This is a genomic window from Thermoplasma sp. (genome assembly GCF_008709555.1).
Taxonomy (GTDB): Archaea; Thermoplasmatota; Thermoplasmata; order Thermoplasmatales; family Thermoplasmataceae; genus Thermoplasma.
On record NZ_VYIJ01000006.1, the window covers coordinates 1 to 16,110 of the forward strand.

The 16,110-nt window shown below is 47.5% G+C and carries 15 protein-coding genes, 1 tRNA gene and 1 pseudogene; 7 read left to right on the forward strand and 10 right to left on the reverse strand.

What is annotated here, in order from left to right:
- The 3 genes and pseudogenes from F6Q11_RS03415 to F6Q11_RS03425 all read left to right on the forward strand — a co-directional run.
- Positions 1–159: pseudogene (locus F6Q11_RS03415) on the forward strand (ISNCY family transposase); the annotation flags it as partial.
- A 59-nt stretch (positions 160–218) separates the two neighbouring features.
- The gene (locus tag F6Q11_RS03420; protein ID WP_297026307.1) at positions 219–593 is read left to right on the forward strand and encodes a hypothetical protein; all 375 of its coding nucleotides are present in this window, start codon (positions 219–221) and stop codon (positions 591–593) included.
- Positions 594–644: 51 nt separating this feature from the next.
- Positions 645–773, forward strand: a complete 129-nt coding sequence (locus tag F6Q11_RS03425; protein WP_297026308.1) for a hypothetical protein — start codon at positions 645–647, stop codon at positions 771–773.
- A 190-nt stretch (positions 774–963) separates the two neighbouring features.
- Here the strand turns inward: F6Q11_RS03425 and F6Q11_RS03430 are convergent.
- The 3 genes from F6Q11_RS03430 to F6Q11_RS03440 all read right to left on the reverse strand — a co-directional run bounded on the left by F6Q11_RS03430 (position 964) and on the right by F6Q11_RS03440 (position 3,117).
- Positions 964–1,038 (reverse strand) — tRNA-Glu (locus F6Q11_RS03430).
- 192 nt (positions 1,039–1,230) lie between these two features.
- Positions 1,231–2,445, reverse strand: coding sequence for an MFS transporter (locus F6Q11_RS03435; protein ID WP_297026309.1), 1,215 nt, complete (start codon positions 2,443–2,445; stop codon positions 1,231–1,233).
- Positions 2,446–2,547: 102 nt separating this feature from the next.
- Positions 2,548–3,117, reverse strand: a complete 570-nt coding sequence (locus tag F6Q11_RS03440; RefSeq protein WP_297026310.1) for a hypothetical protein — start codon at positions 3,115–3,117, stop codon at positions 2,548–2,550.
- 227 nt (positions 3,118–3,344) lie between these two features.
- On the opposite strand from F6Q11_RS03440, the gene F6Q11_RS03445 reads away from it, so the two are divergent.
- Positions 3,345–4,136, forward strand: a complete 792-nt coding sequence (locus tag F6Q11_RS03445; RefSeq protein ID WP_297026311.1) for a S26 family signal peptidase — start codon at positions 3,345–3,347, stop codon at positions 4,134–4,136.
- 7 nt (positions 4,137–4,143) lie between these two features.
- On the opposite strand, the gene F6Q11_RS03450 is transcribed toward F6Q11_RS03445, so the two are convergent.
- Positions 4,144–4,668 (reverse strand): peroxiredoxin, encoded by a 525-nt coding sequence (locus tag F6Q11_RS03450; RefSeq protein WP_297026312.1) that lies wholly within the window; start codon positions 4,666–4,668, stop codon positions 4,144–4,146.
- Between the two features lie 271 nt (positions 4,669–4,939).
- On the opposite strand from F6Q11_RS03450, the gene F6Q11_RS03455 reads away from it, so the two are divergent.
- Positions 4,940–5,617, forward strand: a complete 678-nt coding sequence (locus F6Q11_RS03455) for a glycosyltransferase family 2 protein (protein ID WP_297026313.1) — start codon at positions 4,940–4,942, stop codon at positions 5,615–5,617.
- On the opposite strand, the gene F6Q11_RS03460 is transcribed toward F6Q11_RS03455, so the two are convergent.
- Entirely contained in the window at positions 5,618–6,745 is a 1,128-nt protein-coding gene (locus tag F6Q11_RS03460) for an MFS transporter (RefSeq protein WP_297026314.1), read from the reverse strand. It lies immediately after the preceding gene.
- Between the two features lie 188 nt (positions 6,746–6,933).
- Between F6Q11_RS03460 and sepF the strand changes: the two genes are divergently transcribed.
- Positions 6,934–7,296: a cell division protein SepF gene (gene sepF / locus F6Q11_RS03465; protein WP_297026315.1), complete on the forward strand. Its 363-nt coding sequence runs from the start codon at positions 6,934–6,936 to the stop codon at positions 7,294–7,296.
- A 54-nt stretch (positions 7,297–7,350) separates the two neighbouring features.
- Here the strand turns inward: sepF and F6Q11_RS03470 are convergent, their stop codons facing one another.
- From F6Q11_RS03470 to F6Q11_RS03490, 5 genes are all read right to left on the reverse strand, one after another.
- A complete protein-coding gene (locus F6Q11_RS03470; protein ID WP_297026316.1) occupies positions 7,351–8,628 on the reverse strand; it encodes an MFS transporter in 1,278 nt (425 codons plus the stop codon).
- Between the two features lie 134 nt (positions 8,629–8,762).
- Positions 8,763–11,453 (reverse strand): DNA double-strand break repair ATPase Rad50, encoded by a 2,691-nt coding sequence (locus F6Q11_RS03475; protein ID WP_297026317.1) that lies wholly within the window; start codon positions 11,451–11,453, stop codon positions 8,763–8,765.
- Complete coding sequence (locus tag F6Q11_RS03480; protein WP_297026318.1) at positions 11,425–12,567, reverse strand: exonuclease SbcCD subunit D; 1,143 nt, start codon at positions 12,565–12,567, stop codon at positions 11,425–11,427. The genes F6Q11_RS03475 and F6Q11_RS03480 overlap by 29 nt, the downstream gene beginning before the upstream one ends.
- A 5-nt stretch (positions 12,568–12,572) precedes the next feature.
- Complete coding sequence (locus F6Q11_RS03485) at positions 12,573–14,129, reverse strand: ATP-binding protein (protein WP_297026319.1); 1,557 nt, start codon at positions 14,127–14,129, stop codon at positions 12,573–12,575.
- Positions 14,089–15,093, reverse strand: coding sequence for a DNA double-strand break repair nuclease NurA (locus F6Q11_RS03490; protein WP_297026320.1), 1,005 nt, complete (start codon positions 15,091–15,093; stop codon positions 14,089–14,091). The genes F6Q11_RS03485 and F6Q11_RS03490 overlap by 41 nt, the downstream gene beginning before the upstream one ends.
- 157 nt (positions 15,094–15,250) lie before the next feature.
- Here F6Q11_RS03490 and F6Q11_RS03495 point away from each other — a divergent pair, with 157 nt between their 5' ends.
- Entirely contained in the window at positions 15,251–16,108 is an 858-nt protein-coding gene (locus tag F6Q11_RS03495) for an NAD(P)-dependent oxidoreductase (RefSeq protein ID WP_297026321.1), read from the forward strand.
- Positions 16,109–16,110 lie beyond the last annotated feature (2 nt).

The window sequence follows — 16,110 nt, forward strand, 5'->3', positions numbered from 1 at the left end:
TATCTGAGGGAATACTTCAGAAGAAGCAATTCTGAAGCAGGATTCTCTGCAGACAAGAGATCAACTAGACATATGATATTCCAGAGGAGAAGAGACCGGATTGAAACCTCCGGATTCTGCAAGGGACTGCTGCACAACCTGATGCTTGTGAATGGATAGGCTACTTATGTCCCATAGTCGCCCTGGATGGAAACTATGTCACTAGCATACCTGATGGTGTGTCCAGCGCACAGGCGGCTCCTCTCTTCTGCGCAGGTATAACGGCCTATACTGCTGTAAAAAGAACGCATCCAGAGGCTGGAAAGAAGATTGCCGTATTCGGCGTGGGCGGGCTTGGCCATTACGCAATACAGCTCATAGCTGCATCCGGAGCGAAGGCCATAGCCATAACCTCCAGGCATGCAAAACTGGCCGAATCTTCAGGAGCGTATCAGGTGCTGGAAAAACCCGAAGGAAATTATGACGCAGCCATAGTTTTCGCCCCGAACAGCAGCATTGTTGCAAATGCGGCACGTTCCGTCAAGCCAGGAGGAACCGTGGTGGTACCAGCAATAATGGACAGAATAGATATACCGTTCGATGCGTTCACATAGGAAAAGGATATAACAAGCGTTGCATCAGGCTTCAGAAAGGAGGCCAGAGAGGTGCTGAAGCTCGCCGCAGAGGGAGTGCTGAAGTCTCAGGTGATGGAGCGCCCACTCTCTGAGGTTGCAGATGTTCTGAAAGACCTGAAGGCCGGAAAGATTGAGGGAAGGGCGGTGCTCAAACCATGATCTAACGGCGTTGATGAACCATGGTTCACCGTTTTTATTCATTTTTCCCTTTCTGAATGGGCCGTATGAGGTTCTCCATGGTATAAATCTAAGAAATGATATGGTGACGCTACTAGAACCAATTTCAACAGAAGACCGCCATACGTTCAATAAACGTGGATAAGAATTATATAAAACACTTAGAATTTCATGCTCCGGTCGGGATTTGGACCCGAGTCGGGGGATTGAGAGTCCCTAATGCTTGGCCGGACTACACCACCGGAGCTCTGGGGGAAATTTCATTTAGACATTTATTCTTTTTGCTTCCCAGCATACTTTGGAAATATTTGGCTCCTGATTGCCGCTATGATATCTGGCATTACGTAATTCAAATATAATAGTGGAATGGGTGTTATCGGAATCAGATTCGCAGAACGCCGTTATTCTGCAATTATCCGGTACCTATGTTCTAATTTGATCACCCGGTCCGCTTGCCTATAGATCTCATCAGCATGCTTCCTGCGATGGTTATCGATACCGACGCAAATATGGCTATTATAAGCACAGGCGTCCATATCATCAGCGGATCTGAAGGGTTTTTATATATCAGAAATGTGCCCAGGACAGGTGCCAGTGGAGCTATGAAACCGCTTATCAGTTGCGCCGACCCGAAGTATTCGCCCCTCCGGTCTTCAGGTGCAATCTTCGATATTATTGAATTGGTGACCGGCGCAAGTATGTTCTCTCCGATTGTTATGAATACTATGTCGATCCCAAGGAGTACGAAGTTGTGTGTCAGTGCCAGTACGAAGAATCCTAAGCCATAGACGATCGTACCGAGAGCAAGCTGCCAGAAGCCGTTGATCTTCTCAATAACCCTGATTATAGGCATTTGCAGCAGTATCACCGTTATGCCATTGATTGAGTAAAGGATACCTATCATGTTATTGGAGACCCTGTAGACGACAGAAAGGAACAGTGTGAGCGTTGTACCCCACTGTCCAGAGACAAAGTACGTCACTCCTATCATTATTGCGACTATGACGAAGTATCTGTCCGCTAATGGCATGCTGAACCTTCCGGACCCCTTCCTGAGTTTACCGGTTTCGTTCACAAGGAAGTAGTAGAGAAGGAGTTCAACTATGGCTCCTGCAGCACCGAAAAAGAATATATAGGAGTATGAGTAATCGGCCAGAAAACCACCAATTGCAGGCCCAGCACTAAAACCAAGATTGCCTGCAATTCGCAGGATTCCGAATGAGCCTGTACGTTCACCTATACCGGTCACGTCTGACACTATTGCATTATCCGCAATCCACTGTATCACAGATATTGGTTCTATTGACAGGAATTCTATGACGATGGATATGATACCTGCCCTGTAGAGCACTGAAAATGCCGTTATGATCATGAGTACGAAGAGGAAAAGCGGTATGGCGAGCGAGACCTTTCTCCTGCCTATGGTATCGACAAGGTTCCCCCCGTAGACGGAAAACGGAAGGGCGATTATTGCAGTGAGCAGGAATAGTATGCCGCTGAAGTACACGGGCAGGCCTCTCACCCTTGTCAGGTATACCGGTATGAATATCCATATCTGGGATCTTGCGAGCACCCTTATGAACTGCGCTCCAGATACAGCCTGCATCTGTTTTCTCATAAGGATGGATCTGTAGGTGAATGTCGGTTCAGACAAGCGTATACCTTGCTGGGTGATAGCCTTGGAATGGATAATGGTTCCTGTGCAGGATTATCGATCAGGCCGGTCAAAAAGAAGTATTCAAGGCAACGGCCGTATTCATCGGTGAGGCCCGAAATGATCGATGAACCAGTACCTGCTCTCTGCAGGGCACAGTATCATCGTATTTGGCGTAACTCCGGTCATCTCTATGTTCTCCATGATCTCCCTGTGCTTGTTCTCCCAGGTAAGGACCTCAAGCTCAGGGAACATCGCCGATGTAAGCCTGTGCTTTGCCCTGTACAGAGAATCTGTGACCTCTGAATTTACCGTCTGTGGATCCTTCCAGTAGCCTTCGAGATAGGAATTCAGCGTAGTATTCATTATGTCGAGAACGTTGAACTTGATCACGAATTCAGGCGATGATCGATTTTCCTCGATGTACTTCTGATATAGCGTGCTGTACTTCTTCTCGTCAGCGCCACGAAACGATACCCTGTCCGCAAGCATGTCCTCGCTCATCAGCTTTCTTATCTCCTCTCCGTAGAGACCATGATCGTAATCGTAGTGAGTCAGATAGGTCACGTATATTTTGCTGGGGTTCAGTGATAGTATGTACCTCAGCATTGCGTTATAGCTGTACCCCTCTATCTTTTCGTGAGCCTTGCCTATGGTCGCTACAAAAAACATAGTTGTATAGTTGAACTTATTATAAAGATGTTATCTGCAATTTGCATACGACAGATCAATAAAGCGCAGGCTTAGTATTCTCGGTATTGGTCTTCGGGCAGGACATGCGTCTATGTGAGGCGACACTGGCGTAATTTTAATGAGAAACACGCATATGAGTCTAAAGAGCGAGTCTAAATTTCTCCGGCCAGAAAGGTATAAAATATGATGGTTTGATACGGAACGCGTTGTCTGCAATTCGATATTTATTGAAGCATGGAACGATCATCCTGGTCATAGCGATCGTGCTGATCATGGCATCGCTCACCATATACGGCGGGATATGGCCCCCAGCGTCAGTTGTGGAATCGGAGAGCATGCAGCATTCCAGCGCCTGGGAGTTCGGCGTCATAAATACTGGAGACATCGTTTTGCTCAAGAAGGTGAACGATCCTGTGAAGGACGTGATAACGTACGTTGTTGGCAGGGAGATTAACTACAGAACCTACGGAGAGTATGGTAACGTAATACTTTACAATGCACCGAACGGCGATGTGATAATCCACCGGGCAATGTTCTACCTGTCCTGGAATAACGGAACGCCCGTGGTTTATGGCTATCACAACCAGAGCTGGATGATCGTTACAAAGGACTACGTGATAATATACAACTGCAGCTACAACGGTAGGAATCTATACGTGAATCTGCAGGGACTTCAGGGGCAAGACGGTTTCATAACCGTCGGCGACCACAACCTAGCAACATCTCCGATATTCGTATCGAAATACGATGCATACATTGCCGCGGATCAGAACATATTCGGATACCCGCCTGTCAAACCAGATAAGGTGGTCGCAGTGGCCTATGGCCAGATACCGTGGCTTGGCCTGATAAAGCTCAACATAATGCGTCTGTACGGTCAATGGCCATATTACAACGAAGTACCGCAGTACGCCTACGATTACCTTTTCATAACACTGTTCGCTGTATTCGTACTGCCCTACATATCATATTATTCGTATAAAAAAATAAAGAAATGAGGTCTGTTCAGACCTTTATTGTCGGCTGGCCCTCGTGCCAGTTGACCGGGCATAGACCGCCAGACTGCAGGGCCTCGAGAACCCTGAGCGTCTCGTCCGTGCTCCTGCCAACGTTGTCGTCGGTTATTACCACGTATTTGACGATGCCATCCGGATTTATTATGAATAGGCCTCTCTGTGCGTTTCCAGTTTCCTCGTTGTACACATCGTAAGCCTTTGCTATGTTGCCCTTTCTGTCCTCGACCATCGGGAACTTTGCCTTTGCGACTCTCTCGTCGTGCTGAACCCATGCCTGGTGCACGTATACGGTATCAGCGCTGACCGATATCACTTCCGTGTTCTTCTTCTTGAACTTCTCATAGTCTTCGGCGAATCCCTCAACCTCAGTTGGGCACACGAAGGTGAAATCCGCTGGGTAAAAGAACAGAACTACCCACTTTCCTCTATAGCTGCTCAGTCTAACTTTCTTTACCTGGCCGTTTACGAAGGCATTAGCCTCGAAGTCAGGTGCCGCTTTGTTTACAAGAGACATAATGGTATATCACTAATTTGTTTATAATGATTATCATCTGATTGTTTTTAAAAATAATTCCTATAAATTAAGCTATTTTTATAAATTTATTTATGCAGATTTCTCGTGGAAGCCAGATGGTGCGGAAATAGGTTTTACCAAATGAGGATAAATTTAAATCTATGCATCGTTTGATCTTAAAGCGCCTTCGAACAGCAGTATATCCGATCCGGTCTCATATTGGGATGCCGGTTTTCGGATACAGGGGCCGCCGTGTAAAGAGTGTGTGCCGATGATGATCGATGACAGCAGGGTCAGCTTTGTGATTCCAACGATAAACGAAGAAGGTACTATAGGATCAGTCATTGACGGGATACGTTCTGATTTCAGGAATTCAGAGATAATAGTTGTTGATACAAATTCCACGGACAGGACGAGGGAGATAGCCAGATCAAAGGGCGCCAGGGTCATAGAGGAACCCAGGCGTGGTTATGGACGGGCATACCAGACCGGAATACCGGCGGCATCTGGCGATATAATCGTGTGCATGGATGGAGATGGTACTTATCCCACAGACGTTGTGAAGCCACTGATCGAGCTTCTCCTTGTGGACCGTGTGGATTTCATCTCGTGCGACAGGATAACGTTCAGGACAAGCACTAACTACACAACCCTTCACTACGTTGGCAACATGGTACTCAACCTCACTATAAGGATACTCTTCAAGGTAAGGATGGTTGATTCGCAGAGCGGCATGTGGATCTTCCGTTCAGAGATATACAGGAAGATGAAGAACCTGGGAAACGGCATGTCATTCTCGCAGAACATAAAGATAGAGGCCGTAAGGCACGGGGTCTTCATGGAGATACCCATAAGGTATGGCGTAAGGATAACGAAACCAAAGCTCAAGACCTGGCATGATGGTTTCCACAATCTCTTTGCGCTCTTCGTAAAGCGCGTTTCTGAGTGATCACTTCAGGGCCTTTATATAGCCTATGACGGTGAACGATAATGCCGGTATGGCCAGCGCATAATCGTATATCGATACGCCGGCTATGGAAATAACGGATAAAATCAGGAAAGCTATGATCCTTCCTGATACCAGATAGTATTCCCTGTTTATCCAGTACCCGGAGGTGTATTCGATCCCGTCAAGAAAGTTCATGAAGCTTGACATGGCCGCGTTTCCAAGCGGCGTCATCAGGAATGTTATTATGCCGGATGCCACGAAAACGGCTATAATGGCATATTGACCGCGGACAGCGTAGAGGAAAGATGAAGCGATCACGATCGCAATTATGGTGCGGTAAGATGACCCTATCCTCCTCTGAAGGTACATTGAGGACACGTTGGATGATATCACTATGATGGCGGAAAATGTGCCGAAGAAACCTGCTATTATGTAGCTGTGGGTCAGGTAGAATACATAGACGGGCACAAAGGTCGATATCACTATGGTCATCATGTTCGAGAGAAAGAAGAATATCTTGAAACGCAGGTACTCGGGATTGTTGATGATCGTGTCCCTGACGCTAAAGCTCTTCCTCCTCTCACCGGTCTCCCTTATGGTCATTGCTATTATACCTGCAGCTATGAGCAGGAGCGCAGAAATGAGGAAGTCAAGCCTGTACCTGGCGATGCCTGTCCCATGAGACTCGGATACTATGAAACCGGCTATGAGCGGTGCCAGCAGACCGGCCGCACTCGATAAGGCTGAGTTCGTTGACAGGAAGTTGAACCTGTTGACCTTCCTGGTTATGGCCTGGCTGAGTGTGTTGTTACCTGCCCAGAAAACCCCAGATGGTATCCCGTAAAGAAGACCGAAGGTGTAAGGAACGTAGAATGGGCCTCTGATGAAGATCATGCCGAAAATTATGACGGATCTTGCTATTGTCCCAATTGAGAAAAGCGCCCTTGCGTTGGTGAACCTGAGAATATAGCCAGAAACGATGAACATGATGGTCTGCGTGGTCTGTATCGCTGCCTGATACTCCATCACGCTCAGTATGCTGAATCTTGTGAAGAACAGTATGTTGATGAATATACCGAACATGCCGTTTGCGAACGCAAATATATTGTATGATGCATAGTATATCATTAGATCCGATGTTGGTATCGCAGTGCCAGCGCCGTTTCTGCTACGAGGACTGTGGAAGTTCAAGCTATGTCTAAATGATGGGCATAGGCACACTATATATAAATTTAGGCAGAATACTGCGTTTTTCGTTTGCGGAGGTTTTCTTCCTCCCAGTGCTAAGTTTAAATACGCAATGCAGATCTTTGATCATGCTCTTCAGGAAGAAAACTGACCAGAAAAAGAATGATGGAAAGGTCAGATACATAGACCTTGCGAGATACCCCCCTGAGAACTCGCCTGAGGATCAGAGGATCGTCAAGGTAGCTGAGATATACACTTACGAGGATCTGCTGGACGCAAGCCGCTTCATCTATAACGGAAACATACTCATGGTTGATATATCTGGCGTAACTGATGAGGTATCGTCGAGGCGCATCATGGAGAAATGTGCAAGCATGGGGAAGGAGATTAATGGCGACGTTGCCAAGGTATCGAAAAACATGATAATGATAACGCCCAACGGAATAAAGATAGACCGGGAAAAGTACAGGGGCAGCATGAGCCTGATCTGACGTTATAATACCCAAGGACATTTGATCATGCCAGAATTGTCTTTATTGCCATTTCTACACTATGGGCCTTGTTCTGGCTTTAAAGAGTTTTTCTCCCCTATATATTCTCATTATTATGGCAATACCTAAGGTTATCACCGCTGCCGCCATCAGGTAATCGATGGAGTACCCAAAAAGGGTGGTGACCTCACCGGAAACCAGGCCTCCGAATATCTGCCCAACACCGAGCAGTGAGTTGTAGAGCCCGATGGCCTTTCCTCTGGTCTGCTGTGTTGCGTTCTTCGAGACATAGTTAGTCTGGCTCACGCTTATGATGCTCCAGACACCTCCCAGAAACGAATATATACTCACTGCAGAAATTATCGCCAGATCCTTGGATGATATACCCGGTATCAGCGATGAGATGCCGAAGACGATTATACGAGTGGTCACAGCGAGGAAAAGTGCTGTTTTGCCGCCTATCCTGTCAACGATGCGTCCGGAGAAGATGAAGGAAACCGTGGAGAAAGCAGAGTTGAGCATATACATGAGGAATATCAGTGTATTGTTGGCTCCGAAATCTATCACCATGACCGGATATGGAACAAAGAAGAGCTGGAAGCCGAACATCAGGAAAGCGGTCATCGATATGAAAAATACGAGATTCCCATCAAGACGGTGTCCGTTTTTCCTTCCATTCAGGCGCAGGTAGTGTATGACTGCGGCAGGGAAAAAGCGTGTCCTCTCTATAACCCTGAACGTGCTTGCCTGTATCGAATTCCTGTTCAGCGCCCTCTCCGGCTCGCGTATGAACCTTATGGCCATGATCCCCGCGATGAGGTACACGGCTGAGGATACAATGTACACATATGGCAGGTCAGATGGGCTGTAGTAGAAGGTTATCAATGTGGTTCCTAGTCCGAGACCGAGGACGGATCCGATGCCTGATATCATGCTGAACTTCGATATTATCTGTGGCCAGACGGACCTGTCATTCTGCTCCAGCAGCATGATGGTTGATACCGGCACACTAGCCATCGCCAGAACCTGAAATGCTATCAATATCACCAGATACTGATAGATGTCATGCACTAATAATATGGGCAGAAATGATGCAAAGGCGCCAAAGAATCCTATGAGGACGAAGATCTTTCTCCTCGATATTGCGTCCGAAAGATCTCCCCAGAAGATCAGAGCTGGGACGGATGCCGCGGATGATATGGCTGATGCAAGCCCCACAAAGAAGACGTTTGAATGAAGATACACGACCACAAACAGTGGTATCATTGGGTTTGTGATGCCAGAGGCCATGCTGGACATCAGATAGCTAACGAACCACCTGTTATCGGGCAATGCATCACGGAATTGAGGAATATCTGGGCACTATATAACGCTTATCCGTATGCAAATGCCGTTCGCATAGCCATTATTTGCCTGTTGCGTGAAATCATCAGAAAAGAAAAAAAAATCGAAGATTTCTGCATACGCTAATCCGCATTGATCACGACGGATTTACCGCCTACCTTCTTCACCTCTATGGCCACGTTTGCGCTCGAAAGCAGTTCTCTATGATGAGAAATTATTATCACCTGGGGTATGATTGAGCTGTCCTTGAGCGTATACTCGATGATGTTCGAAAGGCTGTTCCTCCTCTCCTCGTCCAGGAAAGCGGTAGGTTCGTCAAGTATGAGCAGACTCAGATCCGTGTTCAGGAACTGAGCCACGGCAACCCTTATTGCAAATGCAACGGCTGTCCTCTCTCCTCCGCTGAGGGAATCGATACCCTCAGGAATACCGCCTCTGTATATGGTCACATTGAAGTCCTGATCGATCGACACGTCATCGAAATCAAGCTCGAAGCTGGAGAGGTAATCGCGCGTCTTCGATGTCAGGTACTCTGACACGCTCTGCCTTATCAGCGCGGGAACCCCGTTCTTGCTGAACGCCTCCCTTATCTTCCTCATGCTGTCTATCGCTTTTTCGATCCTCCTCATCCTCTCTATTTCCTGGTCCCTCTCTCTTATCTTCTCTTCAAGTTCGTTCATACGGGATCTTATGGTATCAGCCTTCGATCTATTCCCTGAGATGGATTCTATCGTTTTCTTTATCTGAGCGGTGATGCCATTTAACTGTTGTCCAGCGACATTAAGATTCTCCTCTGCCTCTTTCCTTTGCCTCTCTATCGCATCCATGCCGGCGGATCTCGCCCTGAGTTCCTGTATTTTATTAAGCAGTGTGTCCTTCTGCCTTCCAAGCTCATCGGCTTTTCTGACCTCCGCTTCGAGTGACCTAGCCTCATCCTCCAATCCGCTTATGTAAGATGGTGTATACGAATTTATATCCCCGAATTTCGATTCCATCTCCTCCGTTCTGCCCTGCGTTTCCCTGATCTTCTGGAGGAGATCATCCCTGTCCCTTTTCAGGGCATCTATGTCACCGATGGCTTCGACTGTGGCCTTTGCATTCCTCCATTTTTCATCCTTTTTCCTGAGATCATCCAGATCGATGGATCTGTACTCCTGATCCAGCTGAACGTACCTCTGATGCTTTTCCTCAAGGCTGGAAAGCGAATCTCTGTCTTCGCCTATCTTCTTCTCAAGATCCATGATCTGATTCTCAAGTGAAGAGTATTCCCTGATCTTACCACTCGCAAGGTATGTCTCAAGGGATCTCAACGTCTTCTTCTCGTCCTCATATTTTGAGATCTCCTCTTCGATCTTCTTCATTTCGTTATCGAGCCTTTTGATCTCCTCCGAGTAGTGATCGAGGAGATCTCTGGATCCTTTCTCACCGAGATCAGTCCCGCATACCGGGCAGGTGTTGTGTCCCCCAAGAAGTCCCATGTTCCTCCTGATCTCATTCTCCTGCTGTTTCATGGTTCCCATTCTGACCTTGAGGTCGCCCTGTACTTCTGTGACGTTATCAAGACGCTTTCTTACGTCATCGTATATCGCCTGGAGTTCTCCTGTGCTGCTGAAAGGCTTGCCCACGATCCTCGATATCTCCGCCCCCAGGGACTCCTTCTTCCGGCTGTAGTCATTAAGAGTCTCCACCTTTTGCTGTAGCCCAAGGGAAAACGATCCGTATTTGCTCTCGTACTGCCTAAGATCATCAAGTTCATGTTTTATCTCGTCAAGCCTCACCCTTTTCCTTTCGTACTCCTCGTGCTGGGCTTCCAGTTCACTGGCCAGCTTCATGCTGTCCTCATAGGTTTTTATCTGATCATCGAGCCGTGAAAGCGATTTCATGTATTCTTGAAGCTGTCCCTTGTCGATCCAGTAGGCCCTGATCCTATCTCTGTTCAGATAAACTTCAGAGGATGTTATCTCACCGTACCTCTGCATCGATCTTGATATCTCCTGCAGCTTTTTCTCTATGCTCTTTATTTCATTCTCATTTCTGGCAGCCTCGTCCAGATAAGATCTCATTGTGTCCAGCTTCGTATTGAAGGTGGTTATCTGACTTTTGAGTTCCTCATACCGTGTTCTGGCTTCCATCTCTTTCTTACTTAGTTCAGCTTCAGCGTTCTGATCCCTCTCTATCAGCTTCGATATCTCCGATATATCATTTCTGTAACGTTCAAGATCCTGCTTGTCCCTGTCATTGTCCGATACGAGATAATCCAGGTTTGATATCGATCTCTGCATACTGTCGATGACATCCTTGAGCATGACGTATGTTTCCTCGAGCCTGTCGATCTCAAGTATCTCATCGAGAAGCTGTTTTCTTCTGGCAGGATCCCCGGAGATCAGGTCATCCATCTCTCCCTGCTTGGAGAATATGGAATTCAGAAACACGTCCTTGCCCTTGGTTATTATGTTCTTCTCTATGTAATCGTTCGCGTCCTTCACCGATTGGGAAAGCGCATTCCCATCAACCATTATCATGGCGTTGCTCTCTGGATTTTTGGATCTCCTCGTCACGGACCTCCTGATAATGTACTTGTGCCCTGCATTCCTGAACTCCATCTCCACTTCCATGCTCTTCGCCCCCTTTCTTATCATGTCCTCGATCTTCTTCGTCCTCCTGTCGCCGAAGAGCGCGAAACGTATTGCATCTATTATGCTTGATTTTCCAGCCCCATTATGGCCAACTATGACGTTCACGCCGGTATCGAAGTAGATCTCGCTGTCCTCATGCGAGAGGAAATTAATCAGGCGTATCCTGTCTATTATCACCGTAAAGCACCTCTATCTCCTTCATGATCCCTTCGATATCCTCGCTTCTTGAATGCGCCATGATCTTCATGGCAAGGTCAGCCAGTCTCTCGTCCTTCAGGTATGCGGTGAAATAATCCCTGAGATCTGCAGTTTCTGTATGTATGGACGGTATTGTGGATTCCTTCCTGATCTTTGGCCTTGAGAATATGGCATCATCGAATTTCGATATCTCCTGAATCACTGTCTCCATGGAGATGTCTCCATGGATCTCCAGGCTGACAAGCGGTTTCTTTCCATCATCACCGATCTTCAGGGATGAGAGTCTGCTGGTGATGTCGCGTATATAGTTTTCCGCATCGCTCTCCACCTTGATCTGTGGCCTGACGCTCTTCAACCGAACACGCTGTAGATCGACCTCACCGTTTCTGATATCCACTATGTTGACGCCCTTGCCCTGCTTCAGGTACCCGTTTATCTCGTTCTCGCTCTTTATCTCCGTTGACCCTGGATATGATATCAGAGGGCCAATTCTGCGTTCCATGAAATCGTGCAGGTGGCCCATAGCGATGTATGAAAAATTCATAGGGAGATCGTTCAGCTTTGCCTCGCACTGATCCGGCACGAAGAATGGATCGATGGCCTGATGGGACATCAGTATGCGGTTTCTATAACCATCCTCTATCTTTTCAGACCTCCCATATTCCTCTTTAAGTTTCGGCTTCATGTACCCTTTCATATTTGAGATGCCTCCAATAAGGACGTCTTCACCGTCGAACCTTCTCACCACGTACTCATATTGATCGCGTCCAAGCACCTGGACACCGAGAAAGTCGAAGATCCCGGCTGCCGGTTCACCGTTCCTCCTTGGCCTGTCGTGATCACCGAATATGACAAACATCGGTATGTTCTTAGCATTCAGTTTCATGACGGCATTCCTGAACTCCTTAATGGCCCTGTTACCTGGCACCCATGTATCGAAGAGATCGCCCGTGTGTATGACGAAGTCAACGCTGCTGTCCAGCGCGACATCTATGGCCTCATGAAAAGCATCGTAGAAGTCCTGTTCCCTCTCATCAAGGACCAATGATCTGTATCCTATATGCGTATCGGAAAAGTGCATGAACCTTGGCATGTGCATCACTCGATGAGTTTTCTTGTCCTCTCAAGTATCTCTGACGGATCTCGTGTCTTAGAGGCTTCCTCTCTGGCCTTCTTCAGCATCTCGGTTATGTCAACGTCAACCCCGCCTTCCTCGGTCTCTCTCTGCCTGATCTTAGCTATCGTTGGCATCTTTACGATTTCACCTATTATGATGGCCTCGCCTATGTCGAGCGAAGGAAGATCCTCCATGAGCGATGCGCTCATATTTTCGCTGCTCTCAAGTATGGCCTTCTGGTCAACGGGATTGGTGATACGGAGAATTATCTGGGAGTTGCACTGGCTCAGCACGTCCTGATCGATCTTTCCAGGCCTCTGTGTTATTATCGCAAGGAATATGCCGAATTTTCTGCCTTCTGCTGCTATCTTCTTGACCAGATCGTAGAGGAGCCTGGAAGACCCAGCACCTCTGTTCTTCTCAGGCGGCGCAAAGTTGTGCGCCTCTTCGATGAACAGGAATACAGGATACTCGAACGATCCCGTGGTCTTTGCATCGTACACCTGGCTAATTACCCTGTAGGCAAAGTAGTTGGCTAAGCTCTGATCGAGGCCGGAGAGATCGATCACGCTCATCCTTGACGGCGCAAGATATTCTCCGATATCGGTGGTCCTGGTTCCGAAGATGTTTTTGATCCTGCGCAGGTATTTTATCCTGGCTGTTATGCGATGCTCAACATCAATGCTGTCGCTCTTCTCTATGAATTCATCGACATCCTTCCTTCCGCGCAGTTCCTCCATGATCTTCTTCACAACATTTGCCTGGTTCACATAATTCTCGTGGATGCCCATTATATCGCAGACCTCTTCGTAGTTGAGGTCCTGGAACCTTATGGTGAAGTCATCAACCTTTCCCAGCCTCTCGGTATAGCGCCCAGTGCTCATCGGAGTGCGGAACACCCTCACGCTGTCCCTGTACAGCGGGTTCTGGCTGTTCTTCATTAGCACGTAGTCCGCATGCGGATCCAGAACTATTATGGAGGCACCCTTTTTCAGAAGCTCCTCCATTATTACACCCGCGGTATGGCTCTTTCCCGCACCGGTCTGCGCTATTATGGCGAGATGCCGCCTGAGGCCGTTTATGTTGGCAAAGACCTTGACGTCAGGCTGATCCGCAAGATGTCCGAGGAACAGCGATCTGTCATCATCGAATCTGAGTATGCTTTCAAGTATTTCCTTTTCCGCCCTGTATACGGGCTGTCCCGGCCTTATGAGATATCTTGACCGCGATATTTTGCCATCCTTCACGCTCCCTATTATACGCACAATGCACAGATCCACGTTTTCGTTCATCCTGTTCTCTGAATACTTTCTGACGCTGTTGAAGTCTATGCGATCGTTCAGAAGATCGCTCCTCGAAAGAAGATCTTCAACCCTCCCGAGTATGAGATCCTCGTAAGCCTTTATGTACACATATTCCCACTTCTTGATCTGTATCTCTGGATTCACAACAAACATATAAGATTCCGATCTGTTGTCTCCAACCGTATATCCTATTTCAGATCCTGATCCTTGCACGCCTCTCACCTCTGGTCTCATAAAAAGGGATGCCGGTTGTGCGTTCAAATTCCTTCAGGTAAACGTTCTCAACCTCATTTTTCCGAAACTTGACCATGTTATCTATATCGGAAAGCCAGAGATTGTAGACCTTGTAGCCCGTATAACCATACATCATAACCTGAAGCACCTTCTCGAACGGCACATGGCTTCCGAACACCTCGAACCTTATCGGCACATCCTCCAGCCGGGGGAGAATATCTGATACCATAACTTCCAGGGATAGGTTTCCTATGCCCATCCTAACTGGCAATGGCTTGATATACCCAGGTCTCTCCGCAAGAGACTTTATTATGTAATGATCGAAATGCCAGCTGTTCCGCTCAGCATCCACAAGCTGGTTATGTTCCGCCTCATCAAGGAGCGTATCCCTCAGAACCCTTGACCTGGTGGATTTTGAAACGAACACGAGCGTTGTCTTTCCTGCTGCAGCCTCAAGCAAGCTCCTGAGGCCCATGCAGTAATCCTCATCAGCATCAACTGACATCTGATAGTTCTGACACCGGCCTATCCTGCCCATGAGCGAACCATCAACAAGCGATATATCGGGTGATTCTGAATTTATGAGCTTCAGCAGACTCCTGTGTTCTGATGATTCCATCATCATTATGGTTTCCTTCTTGACCTCCTCCGGTGTAACCGATTTTATGGAAGACCTGAAGTCAACATAGATCTTCCCGTGGATCTTCGAATATGAACGCACAAGTATGAAGAAAGGCCCGCTGTACAGCTCCCTTGAAAACTCGCTGCTGTCGGTTGCTGATATGGACAGATCCTTCACATCAGCATCCTGTTCCGGTAGATCGGTGTAATGCCTAGTGAAGGGATCTCTGTACACGCTTCTCAGGGGAGAATCCCTGGGCATTATCATGGCATCCCTTATGCTGTTTGCATTCTGCCTCAGGTACTCCCTGTACTGCGTGAATGCATCAGAATCAAAGCTCATGCATTACAAGTAAACATAATATCTATTTAACTTTAAGTTGGAGGCAGTGCAGGATCACAGTCACCGACCGGTCTGATGCATAAGGCGCATGTCTAATGACGTTATTGCCAAATCGCAGAACGGTAATTTTAGTATAGTATGAATTAATTGAGACGCCATGCAGAACAGAGTTCTTCTTGCAGGTCTGGGTGTCATGGGTTCAAGGATTGCATCCAACTTTGCCTCGGCGGGAAAGCTGGCAGGTGTTTATGACCGGAATGCCGATAAGGCGAGAAACACCGCATCAGCCCTGAAGGTCAAATATTACACTGATCTAAGCGAAGCGGTGAGAAATAGCGATGTCATAGTGACGATGCTATACGATGACGGATCGGTGCAGGAAGTATATTCAAAGATGGCTGCTGATGCCCGCGGAAAGCTATTCATAGACATGTCCACGATATCGCCAGAGACATCAGTAGAGGTGGCAAATACCATAAAGGAAAAAGGCGGAAAGATGTACGATGCACCGGTGATAGGCACATCCATCGCTGTGGAGAGGAAGGCGCTTGTGGTACTTGTTGGTGGCGATAGATCTGGCTTCGATGATGTACGGGATCTACTATCCGCAACGGCAAACCAGGTCGTATACATCGGCGGCAACGGTTCTGGCCTTTACGCCAAGCTGGTGAACAACCTATTTCTTGGATCATACATGGCATCACTTGCAGAGGCGGTGAAATTCGGTAGAAAGAACGGCATTCCGGATGATGTGATAACAGACGTCCTCACGAAGTACTCAAGCGCAAGGTCGCCAACATCGGAGCTGAAGGTTCCGAAGATGATCTCCGGAGACTACAGCGTTCAGTTTTCCATCAGGAACATGCTCAAGGACATGGAGATAGTTGACAAGCTTGCGGCTGAAAGACATGTGGTGCTTCCCATGGCTTCTCTGGCGCTCCAGATATTCAGATACCTCATGGATTTGGGATACGGTGAAGAGGACATAGCAGCAATATACAGATCACTGAGGTGATT